This window comes from Longinema margulisiae (genome assembly GCF_025266855.1).
GTDB lineage: Bacteria > Spirochaetota > Brevinematia > Brevinematales > Thermospiraceae > Thermospira.
Genome location: NZ_CP053071.1, coordinates 1,404,482 through 1,422,380 on the forward strand (window position 1 = coordinate 1,404,482; position 17,899 = coordinate 1,422,380).

Below are 17,899 nucleotides of genomic sequence, written 5' to 3' on the forward strand. Positions count from 1 at the left end.
TTTTTGTTTTTGCTTTACAATACAGGAGAAAAAAGAAGGGAGTAAAAGCGATGGTTTCGGTTATTCTTGCCGGAGGGAGTGGGACGAGACTCTGGCCATACTCACGACAGAATTTTCCCAAGCAATTCTTGAATTTGGTGGGGGACAAAAGTCTTCTCCAAATGACAGCGGAAAGACTCAGTTCTCTTTCGCCTGTGGAAGAGATATATGTGGTGGCGGGTGAACAGTACAAATTTACCATCACCGATCATATGTGTCAACTCTTTGGGTGTTCGTTTTCCAATCTTATTTTGGAACCGGTGGGAAGAAATACCGCTCCGGCTATAGCCTTGACTGTCAAATATCTTCTTGAAAAGGGATATGATCCTGATACGGTGGTATTTTTCTCCCCTTCTGATCATGTGATTTCACCTGTTTCTCTCTTTGCAGAGGCTGTGCGCTCAGTGGAGAAAGATGCCCACAATCATATTATTACCTTTGGTATTGTGCCGTCCCGACCTGAAACCGGCTATGGGTATATTGAGCTTGGGAAGCAAAGACGGGAGCACCTTTATGCGGTGAGTCGTTTTGTCGAAAAGCCTGATAGAGAAACGGCAGAACGGTATGTCCAGAGTGGGCAGTACATGTGGAATGCAGGGATGTTTCTCTTTTCCCTTCGGGTGATTCTTGAGGCTTTTCAAAAGTATATGCCGGAGATTTACCAAGCTCTCACCACCCAGAGTTATCAGGAAATGGTTTCCCGGTACACAGAACTTCCTTCTATTTCCATTGACTATGGGGTGATGGAAAAAGCCACCAATATTCTTTGTTATACGCTTCATGTTTCCTGGAATGATGTGGGATCCTGGGATTCGGTGTACGATCTCTTTTCTCCTGATGAGCATGGCAATGCCACTTCTGGGGATGTGGTATGTTTAGATACGAAAAAGAGCCTTGTGCTTTCCAAGAAACATCTCACGGCGCTGATTGGGGTAAGTGATCTTGTCGTTGTAGAGACGGAGGATGCTATCCTGATTGCCAATCGCAACCATACCCAGAAGGTGAAAGACATGGTACAGATTCTTGCTTCCCAGAAGCGTCCTGAGGTCACAGAACATGTGACAGTGTACAGGCCATGGGGATCGTACACGGTGCTTGAGGAGGCCGATCGGTACAAGATCAAAAAGATAGTGGTCAATGTAGGGGCGGCTCTCAGTCTTCAAAGGCATCAGCACCGGAGTGAGCACTGGATTGTGGTGAAAGGGACAGCCCTTGTAGAGATTGAGGGCAAGCAGCAGTTTGTCCATGAGAATGAGAGTGTGTATGTGCCAAAATCAGCCCTGCATCGGCTCTCCAATCCAGGGAAGATCCCGTTAGAGATGATCGAGGTCCAGAATGGAGAATACCTTGGCGAAGATGATATAGAACGTTTCACGGATAACTATGGGAGAAAGTGATGAAGCGATGCCTCCGCTATGGGGGGATGGGGGTATGCTTCTTGTTGGCTTTGGGGCTTGGTTCTCTATGGGCAAGGGTCTTTTTTGTTGGGAGTAATCCCTACCTCTCTGTGGTGGCTTTTCCTCAGGATCTTTCTCTGTGGGAGCGTTCGTTCTTTGCAGTAGGGCTTTCTTATCAGAGTCTTCCATGGTGGGGGGATATAGATAGTCCCACCAATCGTCCGAATGAAGGGTATACTTCTACCGAGGAAAATATTCAGTTTGTCAGGGAAGAGGGTGAATCAGAGAGGTCCTACTTTCAGACGTATGGAACCACCCATCTTTTTGGGGCCAATATTCAGTATTTTGGGAAACAGAAAGACGTCTTCTTTTTTGGAAAGTTTGGGTACCAGCCTCGCTGGATGGTAACCTCTGCAGAGGGAAATCTTCGTGGGGAAACGAATGGGACCTATCAGTATATTCCCTTTTCTTATGAGGCATCGCATGTGATAAACCAGATTCAATTAGAGGGTATTGTGGCGACGAAACGTGAAGGAATTCCCCTTGGTTTGAAAGTCGCCTTTATGTATGAGAATACGGGAGAGATGGAGCATTCTTTTCAGGCGACAGTAGATGGAACAAGAGTATCTTCAGAGAGGCTTTTGTGGGGATGGACCACAGTGGGATGTAATCATATCTTTGGCTATCGTTCTATCAATGCTGATGCCTGGTTTCAGGATAATTTTGTGATAGGACCGGTCTGGCAGTGGGATATTCAGGCAGGCCTGAGTCTCTCTCAGGTGCGTTTTGGAAACAGGTTTCGACTTGTAGGAGCCCTTCAGCAGGAATACGAATGGCGGATGGCTACCAATGCTTCGACTCTTCTCGAAACAAACTTTTCAGGAAGCTATCAGCTTTCTCCTTATCTTCTCAAGACGGATGGGTGGTTGAACCGTACCTATGCCAATCTCACCTGGATAGAAAAAGAGAACTGGAAGTTTAATACCCTTTTCTTTTTGGGGCTGGATGGGAGTACTCTTTCTCGAGTGCTTTCCAATGATACGGACTCGTATGGATGGGGAAAAACTAAAAGTGGGGGTTTTCTTGTTGAGGTGAACCCCAATGTGTCTCTTCGGCCAGCAAAGGACGTTTTGATGGATATGGCGCTTCTTTTGAGTGGAGAATGGCATAGAACAGAAAACGTGGGGGAATACTACAATCCACAGCAGGGGATTTCAAAGGAGACCTGGCAGAACTCCACGGCTTACGAGGGACCGGAATATTCCTGGGAAGGTTTTTCGTATGTGGATAGTGTGGCGTTTCATGGAGGGGTGGATATGATAGCGTATCTTCCTCTCTATGGTTCAAAAACTCGACAGATGGGGCTTGTTCTCAATGTCTTTGAGAATACGCAGTGGACCTGGCTCACCAAGTATTATGGGACCAATCGTTTCACTTCCACGGAGACCGTTTTTGATGTTTCGGCCAAGCGGAAGACTTTTCGTCGAGAAGCCTGGATTCACACGATGGTGGGGTATCAGTATCGGCAAGCCCCGTATAGTGTTCGCGTAGAGGTGCTGTCTCCTTTGTTGTACAGCCTTTCTGTGTCTCAGGTGCTGGAGGATGATCGGGAAAGGGTGCTCTATGAGGTGAAAAAGAGCCAGAACTGGGCTGTTCAGGAGGGGCTGGCTATTCGTCTCACCGTTGCCTATGAGTTGTAAAAAAGTTGCAAAAAAAGAGCCTTTTTGGTACACTATGGAGGAGAAAAAATACGTAAATAATGGGTAAGGAGGAGATTATGAAACGGTATTTTGTGTTGTTGGTTTTTCTGGTGATGGCTATTTTCGGGTGTGGAATGAAGAAGACAGATATTTACTATCCCAAGGCTCATTATACCCAGATGACGCTTGATCAGGCCGACAAAAAGGTGATCTATGTAGATTGGGGAAATCCCCTTGTCTATGCGGGCAAGATGCAAACCAATAGTGAAGTGGTGAAGGGCAAAACCAATGAAGTGATATATGTGCTTGTCCAGAAACAGGATACAAAAGAAAAGGGGTGGGTGAGCCTTTCTTCGGTGGTGAAAAATCCTGTAGCCAAAGCAACGCTTCTGAATACCACCCAGATATACAAAACCCCAAATGAGGTTTCTCGAGAGTTCTTTACCATGGTGGCTCCTATGATCGGGTATGTGGTGGAGATTCAGGAGGGATGGGCAAGGGTTCAGTGGTATATGGCGGCTTACAAGACTTTTACCGGCAAAAGTGATTGGACTACCTATGAATGGGTGAAACTTTCCGAGATTTCGACCAATGCCAATGAGGCGGATTTGCTTTCTTTGGCCTATGTGTCGTACAAGAAACTTGCTGATTGGCAGGCAAAATGGCCTACACTCACTGATGAGAAGCAAAAGTTGAGTATGAGTAATGAGATAGAGACAGAGATTATCTATCTTGAGAAGGCTATCAAAAATTATGGTGGAGCGTATGGACCGGTAGCCTCATCAAGGTATGTGGCCAATATTGTAGATTCCCTTCGTTCTCTAATCTATCCCCCAATTCAGGAGGAGTATACTGAAGAATCCTACGATGGGGAAGAAATGTCAGAAGAATATTAAAAGACACCTCATGCCCCCACCAGGAAAGGTGGGGGTTTTTGTTTCAGGGAGGGAGAGAATGGAGTTGGGAAAGGGTTGAGACTTGTGAGGGAGGGCTTGAGATTTGTGTCCTTGAGGAGGAGGCTTGTGTGAAAATTGCCATTATCACCGTGGGATGTAAACTCAATCAGTTTGAATCAGATGCCCTGGCTCAGAAACTCCGGGAAAGTGGTTTTGAGATAGTGGAGGAGATGGAAAGAGCGGATACGGTTATCATCAATACCTGTACGGTAACGAACACGGCTGATAGTAAATCAAGGCTGCACATGAAACAGGCCAAAAGGTTGGGAAAGCGTGTGATTGTGACGGGGTGTTATGCCACCACCGATGGGGAAGAGATTGAAAGACGGGGGCTTGCGGATATGGTGGTTCCCAATGAGAGCAAGTTTACTCTGCCTTCTCTTCTTCTCGAAGAACCTGTAGCGGAAAAAGAGGATTTTCCCCTTGTGGTGGAGTATGAGAGGACCAGGGCTTACCTCAAGATACAGGATGGGTGCAATCGTTTTTGTAGCTATTGCAAGATCCCGTATGGAAGGGGGAGAAGCCGTTCTCTTTCTTTTTCTGAGGTCGTTGGGCGATTTGAGGAGCTTGTGAAAAGGGGATACAAAGAGGTTGTTCTCACCGGGGTCAATATCAGTGATTACCATGATGGAGAAAGAGGACTGGCAAAACTGGTGAGAAGTCTTTTAGAGATTCCTGGAGAGTATAGACTACGGCTTTCTTCTCTCCAGCCGGATCAGTTTGAGATGGAACTATTGGAGCTTCTTTCTCATCCCCGGATGACCCCACATTTTCATCTTTCTCTTCAGTCTGGAAGTGATACAGTGCTTTCAAGGATGAGGCGGCGTTATACGGCAAAGGATTTTCTTGTCCTTTGCCAGCGTATCCGTTCTGCGCGGGAGGATACGGCTCTCACCACAGATATTATTGTGGGTTTCCCCGGGGAGACGGAAAGGGAGTTTGAAGAGACAAAAGCCTTGGTCAAAGAAGTGGCCTTTTCGAGGGTGCATCTTTTTTCCTATTCTCCACGGGCGGGAACCTGGGCGGCCAATCAAAAGCAACTTCCCGAAGAAGTCAAAAAGTTTCGGCTTCATGAACTGGAAAAAGAGGCCCTGATCACGGCTGAAGAGTGGGTTCAAAAGACCATGAGAGAACGAGAAGTTCATGTTCTCATAGAAGAAACCGATGGGCCTTTTTCCTATGGATATACAGAACACTATCTTTATACGAAAGTGGCGGGGGTTTATGCTCACAATACCTTTGTGCCTTCATATATGAAGGGCCTCTGGAATCATCAGGGGGCTGTTGCCCTTTTTGCTGAGACGAGAGAGGGGTGCGTGTGATAAGATTTTCTCTCTTGTCCACTTTACTTTTTTCTATTTTGTGCTATAATGAAAAAGAGAAAAAGAGGTGGGTATGAAACGTGCTCGTTTTTCTTTGGAAGGTTTTACGCTTCTTGAGCTTCTTGTTGTCCTGACTATCATCGGGATCCTGATGACGATAGGTATGGCGGCCTATACCGGGGTGATTGAATCTGCCACGCGGAGAGCGGTGGAGGTGGAGATATCCCAGTTTCAGGTGGCTATCTTCAATTTCAAAATCGAAGAGGGCCGTATGCCTTCTTCTACAGAAGAGCTTCTCTCGAGTGGCTATATCACTCAAGAGCTTCTGAAAGACCCCTGGGGGGAGAGCTATATCCTTCGGGAAAACGAGGGGCGTTATCAGATTGTCTCAAAAGGTCCAGACAAAAAGATAGGAACAAAAGATGATATTGTCAAGACACTGGATTAGTGGGTTTACCCTCATCGAGGTTCTTGTGGCTCTTTCGCTTATGAGCATGGCTATTCTTGCCGTGGTGGGGGTATGGGGGACATTGAGTCTTACTTCCGAGCGTTCTGCTATGGTGAACCAGCTTGCCGCTCGTATCAATGACTTTCTTGTGCTTTCTCAGGCGTCCATGAGCTGGACAAACTGGCGTGAAGGTACGTGGCGTACCAATATAGACACCTTTCCGGTGGAGATGACGGTGATATGGACAAATGTGTCTCTCTGTATGGTGAAAATACAGGCAACCTACCTTGTTGCCAGAAGGACAAATCTCTATGAAGTGGAAACAGCCTTTTCTCGCGCGTATGAAGAAGCTTTTTAGACTTGAGGGTTTTACTCTCACTGAACTTCTGGTTACGATGACCCTTTTTGCCCTTGTGATGGCGGTTGTCACCACGGTGGTGAGTATGCAACTTCGAACGATCGAGCGCCTTTCCCACGGAGGGAATAACCGCACTCTTTTCTGGCACCACATAGAAACCATTAGTTTTCAGAGTACTCAGTGGGGGAAAACAGAAAATGGATGGCTATGGAAAACTCATGATGGAAGGGTATATGAGGTGAGGAAAAATCCCCTTTCTCTTCGAGAAATGACGAGTGGTGTGGTGTGGAAGTATCCGTTTCAGGCGGATCTCAGCATCACAGCCCATACCAATGGAGGGCGTGTGATCCTTCATGCTATTCTGAGAGGGGTTTCTTTTGACGAAAGTCGTTTTCTGCCCCTGGGGTGGGAGAAAGGGGGTACTCCATGAGTATCAGGTCTCTCTGGTACAGTCTTCTTGAAAGGCTTCATCTTCTTCATGTGGTCGTGGATATAGGAGAAGAGCTCCGTCTTCTGGAGATTATCTCCATAGGTCCATGGAAGAGGATTGTTCACACCCATAGTGAAGCCCTCTATGATGACCATCGGTTGGTTTTCAGTGTCCAGCGTTTCTTAGAAAAATATGCCACCCACTCTGTTCAGAGGGTTCATCTTGCAGTGAGTCGGCTCTCGGTTATCTCTCAGTTTCTCCCTCTTCCTGATATTCCCAGAGAGAAACTTTCCCAGCTTGTGGAATGGCAATTGTCGAAACTTCTGCATCTTTCCCCTCAGGATGTGGTTATCGGGTACAATATCCTTTCCAGAACCCATTTTTCAGGATCTCCTGGATGGAACATTCTTGCGGCGGTGATGAAAAAGGGAGATCTTCACCTGTTTCATGAGATCATCCAGGAAGCCCATCTTCTTCCTTATGAGATTGTCTTTCTTGGCCATGTTCCTCTTCTTCCCTATCTTCCTCCTCGCTCAGATCAGGCAGAAGGTATTGTGGTCTGGCAGGGGCACAGGATGCTCTTGGCTATTGTCGAAAGAGGAGAGATCGTTCAGTATCAATATCAACTTCTTCCTGAAAACCGTCATCTTCCCACCGAACTCAAACAGATCTCTCAGTTTTTCAGCGAATACATCAAGTTAGGGGGAAACTATCTTGTCAAGATCCATCTCAAAGCCCTTTCTGAGGAGGAAGAGACCTTTTTCTTAGAAGGCATCCTTGAAAGCATCAATATTCTTGCTGAAAGGGCGGAGATTGTTTCCCGGTATTTTCGAAAGACCACTATTCCTGACTCCTACATGGATATGTATGCCCTTTTTACTCCTGTTGGTAAGTCTTATCGGATTGGCTTCCCCCTTCCTTCACAGATGGGGTATCGTCGGTTATGGGATGGGATAGTTCAGTGGGGGGCAGTCCTGTGTACTCTTTTTGTAGTGGTAGCCCTTCTTCTCTCACCATGGATGCTTCTCACGCACGCTCAGTATAGTCTCTACAAAAAAGCTGAAGAAATCCTTGCTACGGGACAACCTGTGCAGAACGAAACCCTTGAAAAACGAGTGGAAGAGGTGAGGCTTCTTCAGACACTTCGTCAGTATCAGCAGGAAAAAAGTCGCTATGAACAACTCCTTGCTGAAGCCAAAAGTGTCAGTATCGAATCATCCAACCTCAAAATGGTGCTGGTTTCTCTTTCTCAAGCGCTTCCCCCTGACGTACGACTGGAAAAACTCAGCTTTCAAAAGGGGAAAGGAGAAATGGTCGGTGAAGCAAAAAGCTCAAAAGGACTCCAAAACTTTGTCAAGGCGTTGCTTGATTCCCCCTATCTTTCGGGGATTTCTATAGCCGAGGTCAAACGAAGTGAGGCAAGAACCGTGGTGGAATTCCGGATTCTTTTTGAGGTGCGCCTATGAAACAGATTATGAAGAGTCTCATCTCTCTTGGTCTTTTCACGGCAACGGTTTTAGCGGTTTTGAGTTTTATGGTCTTTTTTCAGGAAAACCGGTATCTTGCCATGATTCGGGAACAGCAGAAAAATACCGGGGATATTGTTTTTCTGAAACGTACGGTAAGTGCTCTCAAAACGGAATATGAAAGCCTCATTCGGGAGGGTTTTGATCCAAAAACCTCTGCGGACTTCATTGCCAACCTGCCGGTTCTTGCGGAGTTCTCTGGTATTGAACGTTTTACCATGCAAACCAAGGGCACACGCCAGGAGGGCAAGCAGGAGATCATGACAGTGGAGATGACCATGGACGGGAGGTTTGCTTCCATCGCCAGTTTTGTGGATATTTTAGAAAGATCACGGCTTCCCATTCAGATAGAGACGCTCATGATGGAACGTTCCGCCCGAACAGTGAGTGCAACGATGACTATACGAATCTATTATAGGCGGTGAGAGATATGACGCAGAAACAACAAACCCAGCTCACCATAGGGCTTATTCTTTTCAATGTGATCTTCTGGCCACTGGTTTTTTTCCCGCAACTTCAACGGTTCTTGGCTACTTTTGAGAGAGATGTTTCTCCGGCTACGCAGGTGGTTCCCCGTCAGAAAACATCCTCTGGTATGATCCAGCGCATTGACTATGAAAGCCTGCGAAATATCTTTGAATATGCTGAGGGAGAGGTTTCTTCTCCACCACGTCCTGGTCGTTCGAGTTCCTTTTCTCCTGCCCCTCGGGAGAATATTCCCTCTCCTCAGATGCCGCCTTCACGATCTCCGGGATTGACCCTTCAGCTACGTTCTATTCTGACACTGCAGGGAAGAATGATCGCTACCCTTCAAGACCCGATGGTACCTGAGAGAATGTTTACGGTGGTGAAAGGGGATATGGTTGATGGTTATCGTGTAGTGGATGTGACAGGTGATGCGGTTGTCCTTGAAAGGCAGGGGCAACAGATACGTCTCACTTTGGAATAAAAGGAGTTGGGTATGAAACAAAAATGGATAGTGATGCTTTTGCTTGTGGTGAGTTATGCTCCTCTTTTTTCTCAGGAGTATCCTTATGGAGGGCCGACAACAGGGGAGACGACCTCTACAGAACAGTGGTTTCAAATAGAAGTGCCTCTCATCGAGGAACAGAAGGGGAGTTTTTCAGCGACCTTCAATAGCACCCCGCCACGAGAGGTTTTTCAACTCTTTGGTATGCAGATGGGGATAAACTTTGTCATAAGCCCCAAAGTTTCCGAGCCAATTACCATCACTTTCAAAAATGTGGATATAAAGGACGCCTTCAAAACCGTGATGAAAATGTATCGGCTTTATTATCTGCCTGAAGGTAAGGTGGTCAAGATTCTTTCTCAGGAAGAATATCGCTCGGAACTTCTCAATCACTACGTGGAAACACGGGTGTATGATGCTTCTATTCTCGATCTCAAAAACCTTCCTTCTGTCATCAAACCCCTTCTTACACCGGGTATTGGGTTTATGAGTGTGGATCAAACAGCCTCCAAATTGGTGATTCGTGATACCCGCGCCAATCTTGAACGCTTGGAGAAGGTTTATAATCAGCTTTGTTCCCTTCCCAAGATGGTGGAGATTGAGACCAGGATTCTTGAGGTGAGATTGGATGATGAATGGTCGGCTGGAGTGAACTGGTCTGCCCTTTTCTCCGATGGGAAATGGCAACTGGATATTTTGCCCCTCGAGCAGTCCGGTACGACCTCTGTGTTACGGATCAAGGGAACGGAAAACAAAGACGGAACCACCCTTTCTACGACCATAGGAGCCACCCTCGACAAAAACCACATCAAGGTTATCTCTCAGCCAAAGGTATTGGCGGTCAACCGTGGAGAATCCACTATCCTCATTGGGAGCCGTCTTCCCTACCTCTCAGGAACCAATAACCTCTCTCTTGAGTTTTTAGATGCAGGTATCAAACTCACGGTGAAACCTATGATTACTCCCTCCAATCAGGTGCGGATGAACCTCTATGTGGAACTCAGCAGTGCTGAATGGGTAACGATTCTTCCCGGGTATCAGGCCCCAAAGGTGCAAACCACCTCCCTCAAATGTGATGTCATGGCAAGTCCGGGAGATATTATTGTGATAGGTGGGCTTGTCAAGACAGAGAAAATCAAGCGAAAGGTGGGAGTGCCGCTTTTAGGAGATATTCCTCTCTTAGGGCTTCTCTTTTCCTATCAAAAGGAGGAAACCATACGTTCTGAAATGGCCCTTCTTCTTGTTCCGAGGATTGTGGCGTCATCGTCTCCTGCTGAGTTTTCTCCTTTGATGAAGCAACTTACCAACGAATTGGCTAAATAACTCTCGAGACCCTTGCGCGGGTGTTTTCTTCCCATGTCTGGGTCAGGGGCTACGCCCCCCTGTGAACCCCCGCCCCTGCACCGGCTCCAGAAGGGCCCTGTCCTCGTCGCATGCTACGCATGCGCCTCGGACGGAACATGGGCCGCTTTTGCGGGCCATGGGAGAACATTTCCCTTGAGAAGGGCAAGTCCTTCCTCCGTGGGCGACCTCAACTCGTCCTCCTGACTTCGGAAGCATAGCGCCCACCTCGCTCCGCCGATTCCCCGCCAAAGCGGGGGCCCCGCGGCTACGCTTCGGTGGGCTTTTCGGGCAGAGCAACAGAAGAGGTCGCCCCGGGTGCCTCCTGCACCCTCACTCCGGAAGGACTTCCCACTCCACGACAAAGGACACACCACCGCAAAAGCGGCCAGGCGGATACTGAGCGAAGTCGAAGTGGGGTACAGAAAAAAAAGGGGGTGATAAAAGAACAGGGCCTTCTCCCACCAGGTCCGCGGGGCATGTGTTCCCCTGGTGGCTTCTGCCAGAAGACACCGCAGGCAGGGGCGGGAGGGGCTATGGCGACAACTCAGCAAGAAGGGGGCTTTCTGAGACCGCAGGGCGCCCGGCTATTACCCTGTCTCAGCCAAAGGCAATGGTTAAACGTTTAACCTCTCTCTATCCACCCCCTCATGGCTATCGCTATCACCCTGTTTCAGCTAACCACCCCGCCGGTCAAACGTTTAACCCCCCTCCATACAAACCCAAACAATGACGACCACCTTCTTTCAGGGAGAAAAGCCTGCCCCGGCTATCACCATGTCTCAGCAAACGAGCCCCCTTTGCTGAAATAAGGTCATAGCAAAATCTCCCGGCACCCTTCTCCCAGAGAAAAGGGCTGGTCCTATTCCCATGTCTCAGCAACACCCTCTCCTCTCCCCTTCTCTTAAACAGAAGACATGAGACCCTTGCGCGGGTGTTTTCTTCCCATGTCTGGGTCAGGGGCTACGCCCCTCTTCCCCGCTTTTTCTGTTTACAAGGGCTTGTTTGTCTTTTTTCAAAAAAGTAGAATTATTGATTGCTGAAAAGAAATATTTTTATACTACTTTTTGTTTTTTATTACTTTTTCGAGACCTTTGCACATTCGTGCAAAGGTCTCCTCACAGGACCTTTTTTTTCAGGTTCGTGAGCCTTTGGGGTTTGTAGGAAAACATTGCTGAAACATGGGCAGAGGATGTCTTTAAGTCTTTTCAAGAAAAGTTTGACAAATCCGTCAAAAAAGTGTATGCTTAGATACAATCTCAAAAGGAGGTTTCTATGGAAAAAAATATGGGTACCATTGACAGACTGATTCGGTTGACCATTGCGGCGGTACTTATTCTTCTTATTGTGCTGAAGGTGCTCACCGGTATCTGGATGATTGTGGCGGCTCTTGTGGCCATTGTGTTTATTGTTACCTCGATGCTTGGTTTCTGTCCACTGTACAAGCTGATTGGCATCTCTACCAGCAAGGACTGAGGTCTACTTCAGGGGGCGGCCGGCCAGGCCGCTTCCTCTTATCTCGGTAAATATAACTTGAATAATATCCCCCAACTCGCAGGAGGCCTCAACATAGGCGGGAATCCCGCTTCGTGACATGCCAAAGAAGATATGTTCGTCTTTTTTGCTCCGGCTCTCGATGAGGACTTCATCGTGTCTCCCTATCCAGAGAGAGAGTCTCTTTTGTCGGATTTCTCGCTGGAGTTTGATGAGCCGGTCCAGACGTGCTAACTTCTCCTCTTCTGTGGTATTGTCCACCATGGTGGCAGCCTTCGTTTTTGGTCTGGGGTTATAATAGTAACAAAAGGCCTCAAGATACTCCACCTCCTGTACAAGGGAAAGGGTCTGCCGAAACTCCTCTTCTGTTTCTCCAGGGAAGCCTACCATCACATCCGTACTGAGTTCAATGGTGGGGATTTCCCGAAGCCATTCAATTTTCTTGAGATACTCTTCTCTGGTGTACTGTCGATTCATCAGAGAAAGAATCCGGTTATTCCCTGATTGAACAGGCAAATGAATAAGCTTTGAGATGTTTTCGTACGAAGCGATGATATCCACCATGCTTTTTCGAAAATCTTTTGGGTGAGACGTGAGAAATGAGAGCCTCGGGACAGAGAGTTTGCCTGCTAAGGTCTCAAGCACATCCTCAAAATGTTTCTTGCCATCACGATAACTATTCACATTCTGTCCCAAGAGAATAATCTCCTTCACTCCACTTTCTAAAAGACGTTTGGCCTGCTCAATGATATCCTCAAAAGATCGACTGATCTCCCTTCCGCGGACTACTGGAACAATACAATAGCTACAAAAATTATCACACCCATGGCTGATGGGAAGATACGCTCGAAAGGGAGATGAACTCTGGGGAACTGCATCAAGAAAATGGTAGTCAGAAAGTTCAAGAAAGTCCTTGCCTTTTTCTAAAAGCCGGAGATCCTCAAGGATTCTGTCCTTGTTGTATGTTCCCCACACCCTTTTCACCACATCGGGAAAGAGTTCCCTCACTTCTTCTCCCCTGTTTTGTGCCATACATCCCATCAGGACAACATAACGATCTTTCTCCGTTTCTTCACGAAGTCCACGATAGAAACCCAACCTTCCGATAATCCTGTCCTCGGCGGTGAGTCTCACACTACAGGTATTGATGATCACCACATCGGCGTCTGCCGGGTCATGAGTCTCTTCATAGCCACTTGTGGAAAGCAAGTGACGAAGACTCTCCGCTTCCGCTACATTCATCTGACAACCATAGTTTTCGATGAGAAATTTAGGCATAGTGTTTTCCTCTTCTTTGATAGTATAAAAATAAGACCCCCAGAAAGGGTATTTCTTGTCTCACCTTCTGTGAGCATGAGGTACATTGGCCTTTTTTTGTCTAACGGCCAAGATACTGGACCTCTGGATCCAATAGAACCACTTTGTTCTCAATCTGAATACCGGCAATGCGACCAAATACCCTTACCTTTTGTCCATTACGAAGCTCACTCTGAAAACCTTCCATCTTGATGGTGGCCATTCCTTCGACGGTGGCTTCATCAACAAAATTGATCAAAAGATCAAAGGAGGTCTCTTTCCGCTGATTGAAGAAGAGATTGGCGACGGTTCCTACCCAGTTGACATACACATCCTTGTAGAGAAAGGGCGTTCTGAGCACATCCCGACACGAAGGGTTGTAGTCTATCTTGCGCGGGTCTGGAGCAGGAACGAAGCTCTCAAAGATACGAACGTGCTCTTTGACCTGTTCACTGGCGTTGGAATTGAGAAGTTCATTGATAAGGATAAGCGCCTGATTTCGTTTTCCTTCGTAGAGAAGATCCTTGATCATCTCAAATTTTTTGCCCACTTCTTCTTCAGTGAGCTTGATGGAATACTTCTGGCGTTCTTCGATAAGCTTTTCAATGTCCTGAATGGTATATTGATCCACCACGCTTCCTATTTGCCGATATCTGGTCTGCTGGTATTTCTGAGCGACATTGATAAGGGTGGGATAAAGAAGAAATAGCCCTCCTCCCGCAAGCCCTACAATCCCTATCACCACTCCTCCACGAACAAAGGGGTTTCGCATCACCTCTTGCCATCCGATATCCCACCAGGGGGATTCCGGTGGAGTGAAAAAGACAAAATCCGTCCACTTATGGGTTGAAAGCCATGCTGGAAGATCCTTACTTGAGCGTAAAAGGTCGAGATTTCTTTTCAGAAGGGGGTGATTCTCCTCTGTGTAAAGGGCATCAAGAAGATGAGTAACGGCTCCTTCGGTATCTCCCCGCTTCAGGAGAAGGTAAGCAAGGGCGTTTTGTATCTCCACATCATGCGCATAACTTCGAATGAGACGAGAAAAAATCCTCTCGGCTTCTTTGTCCTTTCCCATCATGAGATACACAAAACCGAGCCATTTTTCCAGTGGGGTCTCATCTGGATAGTCTTCAATAAACCGCTCCAACTCTTCTAATTTTGGTGTCTCTTCAGCGCTTACTCTTCTGCGTCTCAAGATACGACCAACCCAGCGGATCCAGTCCTGAAGAGTGAGTTGCTTTTCTTTTGCCATGGGCCTCTCATCATTTGCTTTTTTATATTATAGAATGAGAAACAAGAAAATGCAAATGAGACCGATGAACGTTCATATTATTTCTCAAAATTCTTTAATGCAGAAAGAAAAACTCCACTATCTGGTAAGAATAGCCACAAAAGAGAGCACCGACAATAATGACTCCCAAATAGAGTAAGAAAACACGCTTTGATACAATTCCATATACCGCAGACATTGCTGGCAATGTGGTAGTCGCCCCTGCAATCAAAAAGGCAAGAGCCGCTCCTCCACTCATGTTATTCGAAAGCAATCCTCCGATAACCCCAAGTGCAGTGAGATTTGTAGTATAAAGCGGTACACCAAGAAGAGTGGCATAAAGCACAGAAAGAGGGTTTTGTATACCCAAGAGAAAGGTCACCCACTCCCGTGGCAGATAAAAGGTAATTATTGCTTCCAGAAGATAGGCAATAAAGAGATATTTTCCAACCATGAAGAGCACATTATTAAGTTCTTCGATAAAATGACTCCATCTTCCTCTTTTTGATTCTTTTTCTCTCGATGGCTGAGTATCACAGCATGATGGGGAGGCTTTGCTTTGCCTTCGGGAACAACAAGCATCTTCTTCTCTAAGAGAAAATGCAGAAGCTTGTTCACTGTGTGAAGAACAACATACTTCAGCTAAATTTTCTTGCGAGAAAGAATATGGAGGTTTGAGTATTGAAAATCTTACTTCAAGGAGGTGAATATTTTCTTTCCCGGTATAAGGAGGAGAGAGAATTTTTTTGTTATAATCAATGCCAGAGGTTCCAAATCCCATCTGTCGTTTTGCTATGGCAACTCTTCTGGAGAGAAAAGTTTTTAGCTTTTTCAAAAGATGGGTAAACGAACCTACTTTATAGGATTTTTCTTTTTTCAATTTGAGGTAGTTTTTGCCAAACAATCCTCTTGAAACAAAGAATTGGGCAATGAATCCCCCGGCCAAACTCAAGAAAAAGGTGGCAATCAATCGTGCAATAGCCAGAGGCCAACCAAGAGAGGCTACACTGAGAAAGAAAATCTCCGGATCCATCGAGGGCGAGGCAATCCAGAAAGACATTACAGCCCCAAGTGGCACTCCTGCAATGAGCAGAGAGGTAATGACAGGTATAACGCTGCAGGAACAAAAGGGGCTGAATGCCCCAATGATAGTTCCCAGTAATATGGATAAAAAGGCATTATAATTCGTCATTTTTTTACATAATTGCTCATATCATTTATATTTATCCACACAGCCAAGGGAATAGTAATGAGAAGCAACCACCAGATGTGGAGAAAGGAGTTCCAGATAAATTGTCCTATCCTTATTGTTTCATAAAAGAGAAAATCGAAATTCATATAATTTCTCCAACTTCTAAAACCCCACGCATCATTCCTTCAAAAACATCTTCAAACGTTACCAAATTCAAATTCTTTAAAGCCAATAAAAAGGCTACTGCAACAACAACATGTGGGGAATTACCAGCATAGCCACATTCAATTAAGAGTTTTTCTCCAATATCACAAGGATTAGAGTCATAAATGTTTGGTATTGTTTGAAAAATCTTGGCCATTACGGTTTCAGTAGCACATGCATTACAAAGATAATGATCATTTTCACAAAAAATGTACGATTTTTCTTTTTTACCACATTTGTAACACTTGACAATTATACTTTCATTACAGTGCCTTAAACCTTTACCACATATAAAACATTTGCCTGAGATTGTCATTTTTCTTTTCCTTCCTTATTACAAAATTAAAAATTTTAATCTCTCCAACTTTTCTTATTCAAAATAAGAATAAGAATATTTTATTTTAACATTAATCAGAGAAAAAGTCAAGTTTTTCTCTTTATGTTCTCGCAACTCAATAGAAATGTCTGTCGTTCCACATATGAAACTGAATACCTATCCCCACATTTGGAAAAGAAGACAAAAGTTTTCTGTTGGAATGCGTGATAGGAAAAATAGCGTGTCTTGAAAAGACTGCAGCGAAATATGGCTATAACGATATTTCAGCTAAAGAAAGCCCATCAGATCATTTTCGTAAACGCAAGATGTTTGGCTATCATCATATTTCAGCAAAACAATATCCCTCCCAAGTGTAGCCTTGTTGAAGACGATTTTTGCTATTACCATATTTCAGCTACAAGTGAGGATTATTGCTGAAACAAGGTAATAGCCAGAAAAAAATTTCCCCCATAACAACTTTCTAACCACTTCTGGACAACTCTGACAACATTTTTTCGATAATATCTATAGAAAAAACACAGGAGGCTACAATGACAAAAAACATCTTCAGCTACACCCAGGAAGAAGTTATCAAGCTTTTCGAAAGTCTTTTCTGGAAAGAGAAAGTCCTCTGCCCCCGCTGCAAACACTCCGTCTATCGCCTCTCGAGTCGCCCTCTCTACCAATGCACCCACTGCCGCCATCAATTTTCCCTCAAAAGCATCTCCATCATGCGAAAAAGTCACCTCTGTCTCAAAACCTGGCTCTGTGCCTTCGCCGTTATCTGTGAAGGAAACGTAAACGGTGTTATGCTTGCCAAACACCTTGGTGTAAGCTACAAAGCCGCCTGGCTTCTTTTCCACAAGGTGCGTAACCTCATGAAAGCCCTTTCAGCCAAGCAAAAACACCGCCTTCATCATATTCTCCATAAGTTTATTCTTATTCCAGGTATCAAAAAGTTTCAGAGAGAAAAGAAGTACCCCCTTCAGCTTATCGAATGCAATAACAAGCTCTCTCCTACTCACTTCCACATTCATCTTGTGCATAGCATCTCGTCGGAGAACATCAAAACACTTTTCTCTGGCAAAAAAATCCCCACCATTTTCGAAGCCCCTTCGACTTTTTCCTGCGTTTTCAAAGAGCTTACCGATCGACTGGAAGGTCTCTACCACCATGGTTGTCGCAAACACCCTCAGCGTTACATCGAAGAATTCTGTGTTTTTTACCTCTATCAGGTTCCAGAAATACGATTTGAAAAACTTCTTTCGATGATAGGGAGTAGAAACCTTCTTCTCCCTTACAAGATACTTATCAAGGAGCCCTTAGCACTTTAAGAAGCTTTTTTCCATTGTGTTACCTTTCCTTTATCTTCTGAAATTTCTATCTCATTGAAATCAAAGAAGTTATTTGCCACCGAAAGAAAACTATTGGTATTTTCCCTGTCTAAAGGCTTTTCTCTTTGAAGGAAAAAAGGAAATCCTGAGAGAAAATGGTGTTTTTTCCAGAAAGAAGGGCGGTTGGGATGGAAAAAGGGGGGGAAGGACAAGTGGTAGGCTCTGGCTATTACTATGTTTCAGCAAAGATCCCCACTTCTGGCTGAAACATAGTAATAGCCACGACTTTGTATTCCCAAAGAGCCC

The 17,899-nt window shown here is 45.6% G+C and carries 19 protein-coding genes; 14 read left to right on the forward strand and 5 right to left on the reverse strand.

Annotation, left to right across the window (positions count from 1 at the left end; genetic code table 11):
* The first annotated feature begins 50 nt into the window (after positions 1-50).
* The 13 genes from BREVNS_RS06280 (at position 51) to BREVNS_RS06340 (ending at position 11,963) form a co-directional block, all read left to right on the forward strand.
* On the forward strand, positions 51-1,436 hold the full coding sequence (locus BREVNS_RS06280) for a mannose-1-phosphate guanylyltransferase/mannose-6-phosphate isomerase (protein ID WP_483426168.1): 1,386 nt from the start codon (positions 51-53) through the stop codon (positions 1,434-1,436).
* The gene (locus tag BREVNS_RS06285) at positions 1,436-3,136 is read left to right on the forward strand and encodes a hypothetical protein (RefSeq protein WP_483426169.1); all 1,701 of its coding nucleotides are present in this window, start codon (positions 1,436-1,438) and stop codon (positions 3,134-3,136) included. The genes BREVNS_RS06280 and BREVNS_RS06285 overlap by 1 nt, the downstream gene beginning before the upstream one ends.
* Positions 3,137-3,213: 77 nt before the next feature.
* On the forward strand, positions 3,214-4,032 hold the full coding sequence (locus BREVNS_RS06290; RefSeq protein ID WP_483426170.1) for a hypothetical protein: 819 nt from the start codon (positions 3,214-3,216) through the stop codon (positions 4,030-4,032).
* A gap of 128 nt (positions 4,033-4,160) precedes the next feature.
* Complete coding sequence (gene mtaB / locus BREVNS_RS06295; protein ID WP_483426171.1) at positions 4,161-5,414, forward strand: tRNA (N(6)-L-threonylcarbamoyladenosine(37)-C(2))-methylthiotransferase MtaB; 1,254 nt, start codon at positions 4,161-4,163, stop codon at positions 5,412-5,414.
* A 73-nt stretch (positions 5,415-5,487) separates the two neighbouring features.
* Positions 5,488-5,862 carry a type II secretion system protein GspG gene (locus tag BREVNS_RS06300; RefSeq protein WP_483426172.1) on the forward strand — a complete coding sequence of 125 codons (375 nt, stop codon included), beginning with the start codon at positions 5,488-5,490 and terminating at the stop codon, positions 5,860-5,862.
* Positions 5,837-6,220: a PulJ/GspJ family protein gene (locus tag BREVNS_RS06305; RefSeq protein ID WP_483426173.1), complete on the forward strand. Its 384-nt coding sequence runs from the start codon at positions 5,837-5,839 to the stop codon at positions 6,218-6,220. Before BREVNS_RS06300 ends, BREVNS_RS06305 begins: the two co-directional genes overlap by 26 nt.
* The gene (locus BREVNS_RS06310) at positions 6,174-6,650 is read left to right on the forward strand and encodes a PulJ/GspJ family protein (RefSeq protein WP_483426174.1); all 477 of its coding nucleotides are present in this window, start codon (positions 6,174-6,176) and stop codon (positions 6,648-6,650) included. The genes BREVNS_RS06305 and BREVNS_RS06310 overlap by 47 nt, the downstream gene beginning before the upstream one ends.
* On the forward strand, positions 6,647-8,116 hold the full coding sequence (locus BREVNS_RS06315) for a PilN domain-containing protein (RefSeq protein WP_483426175.1): 1,470 nt from the start codon (positions 6,647-6,649) through the stop codon (positions 8,114-8,116). The genes BREVNS_RS06310 and BREVNS_RS06315 overlap by 4 nt, the downstream gene beginning before the upstream one ends.
* Entirely contained in the window at positions 8,113-8,601 is a 489-nt protein-coding gene (locus BREVNS_RS06320) for a GspMb/PilO family protein (RefSeq protein WP_483426176.1), read from the forward strand. Before BREVNS_RS06315 ends, BREVNS_RS06320 begins: the two co-directional genes overlap by 4 nt.
* 5 nt (positions 8,602-8,606) lie before the next feature.
* Positions 8,607-9,125, forward strand: coding sequence for a hypothetical protein (locus BREVNS_RS06325; protein ID WP_483426177.1), 519 nt, complete (start codon positions 8,607-8,609; stop codon positions 9,123-9,125).
* A 12-nt stretch (positions 9,126-9,137) separates the two neighbouring features.
* Complete coding sequence (locus tag BREVNS_RS06330; RefSeq protein WP_483426178.1) at positions 9,138-10,469, forward strand: type II secretion system protein GspD; 1,332 nt, start codon at positions 9,138-9,140, stop codon at positions 10,467-10,469.
* Between the two features lie 499 nt (positions 10,470-10,968).
* Positions 10,969-11,220, forward strand: coding sequence for a hypothetical protein (locus tag BREVNS_RS06335; RefSeq protein ID WP_483426179.1), 252 nt, complete (start codon positions 10,969-10,971; stop codon positions 11,218-11,220).
* Positions 11,221-11,762: 542 nt separating this feature from the next.
* On the forward strand, positions 11,763-11,963 hold the full coding sequence (locus tag BREVNS_RS06340) for a YgaP family membrane protein (RefSeq protein WP_483426180.1): 201 nt from the start codon (positions 11,763-11,765) through the stop codon (positions 11,961-11,963).
* A 3-nt stretch (positions 11,964-11,966) separates the two neighbouring features.
* Here the strand turns inward: BREVNS_RS06340 and miaB are convergent, their stop codons facing one another.
* From miaB to BREVNS_RS06365, 5 genes are all read right to left on the reverse strand, one after another.
* On the reverse strand, positions 11,967-13,259 hold the full coding sequence (gene miaB, locus BREVNS_RS06345; protein WP_483426181.1) for a tRNA (N6-isopentenyl adenosine(37)-C2)-methylthiotransferase MiaB: 1,293 nt from the start codon (positions 13,257-13,259) through the stop codon (positions 11,967-11,969).
* Positions 13,260-13,359: 100 nt separating this feature from the next.
* Positions 13,360-14,529, reverse strand: coding sequence for a tetratricopeptide repeat protein (locus BREVNS_RS06350; protein WP_483426182.1), 1,170 nt, complete (start codon positions 14,527-14,529; stop codon positions 13,360-13,362).
* Between the two features lie 94 nt (positions 14,530-14,623).
* Positions 14,624-15,739 carry a permease gene (locus tag BREVNS_RS06355; RefSeq protein WP_483426183.1) on the reverse strand — a complete coding sequence of 372 codons (1,116 nt, stop codon included), beginning with the start codon at positions 15,737-15,739 and terminating at the stop codon, positions 14,624-14,626.
* A complete protein-coding gene (locus BREVNS_RS06360) occupies positions 15,736-15,885 on the reverse strand; it encodes a hypothetical protein (protein ID WP_483426184.1) in 150 nt (49 codons plus the stop codon). Before BREVNS_RS06360 ends, BREVNS_RS06355 begins: the two co-directional genes overlap by 4 nt.
* Positions 15,882-16,259 carry a hypothetical protein gene (locus BREVNS_RS06365; protein WP_483426185.1) on the reverse strand — a complete coding sequence of 126 codons (378 nt, stop codon included), beginning with the start codon at positions 16,257-16,259 and terminating at the stop codon, positions 15,882-15,884. Before BREVNS_RS06365 ends, BREVNS_RS06360 begins: the two co-directional genes overlap by 4 nt.
* Before the next feature lie 551 nt (positions 16,260-16,810).
* Here BREVNS_RS06365 and BREVNS_RS06370 point away from each other — a divergent pair.
* The gene (locus BREVNS_RS06370; RefSeq protein ID WP_483426186.1) at positions 16,811-17,593 is read left to right on the forward strand and encodes a transposase; all 783 of its coding nucleotides are present in this window, start codon (positions 16,811-16,813) and stop codon (positions 17,591-17,593) included.
* Positions 17,594-17,899 lie beyond the last annotated feature (306 nt).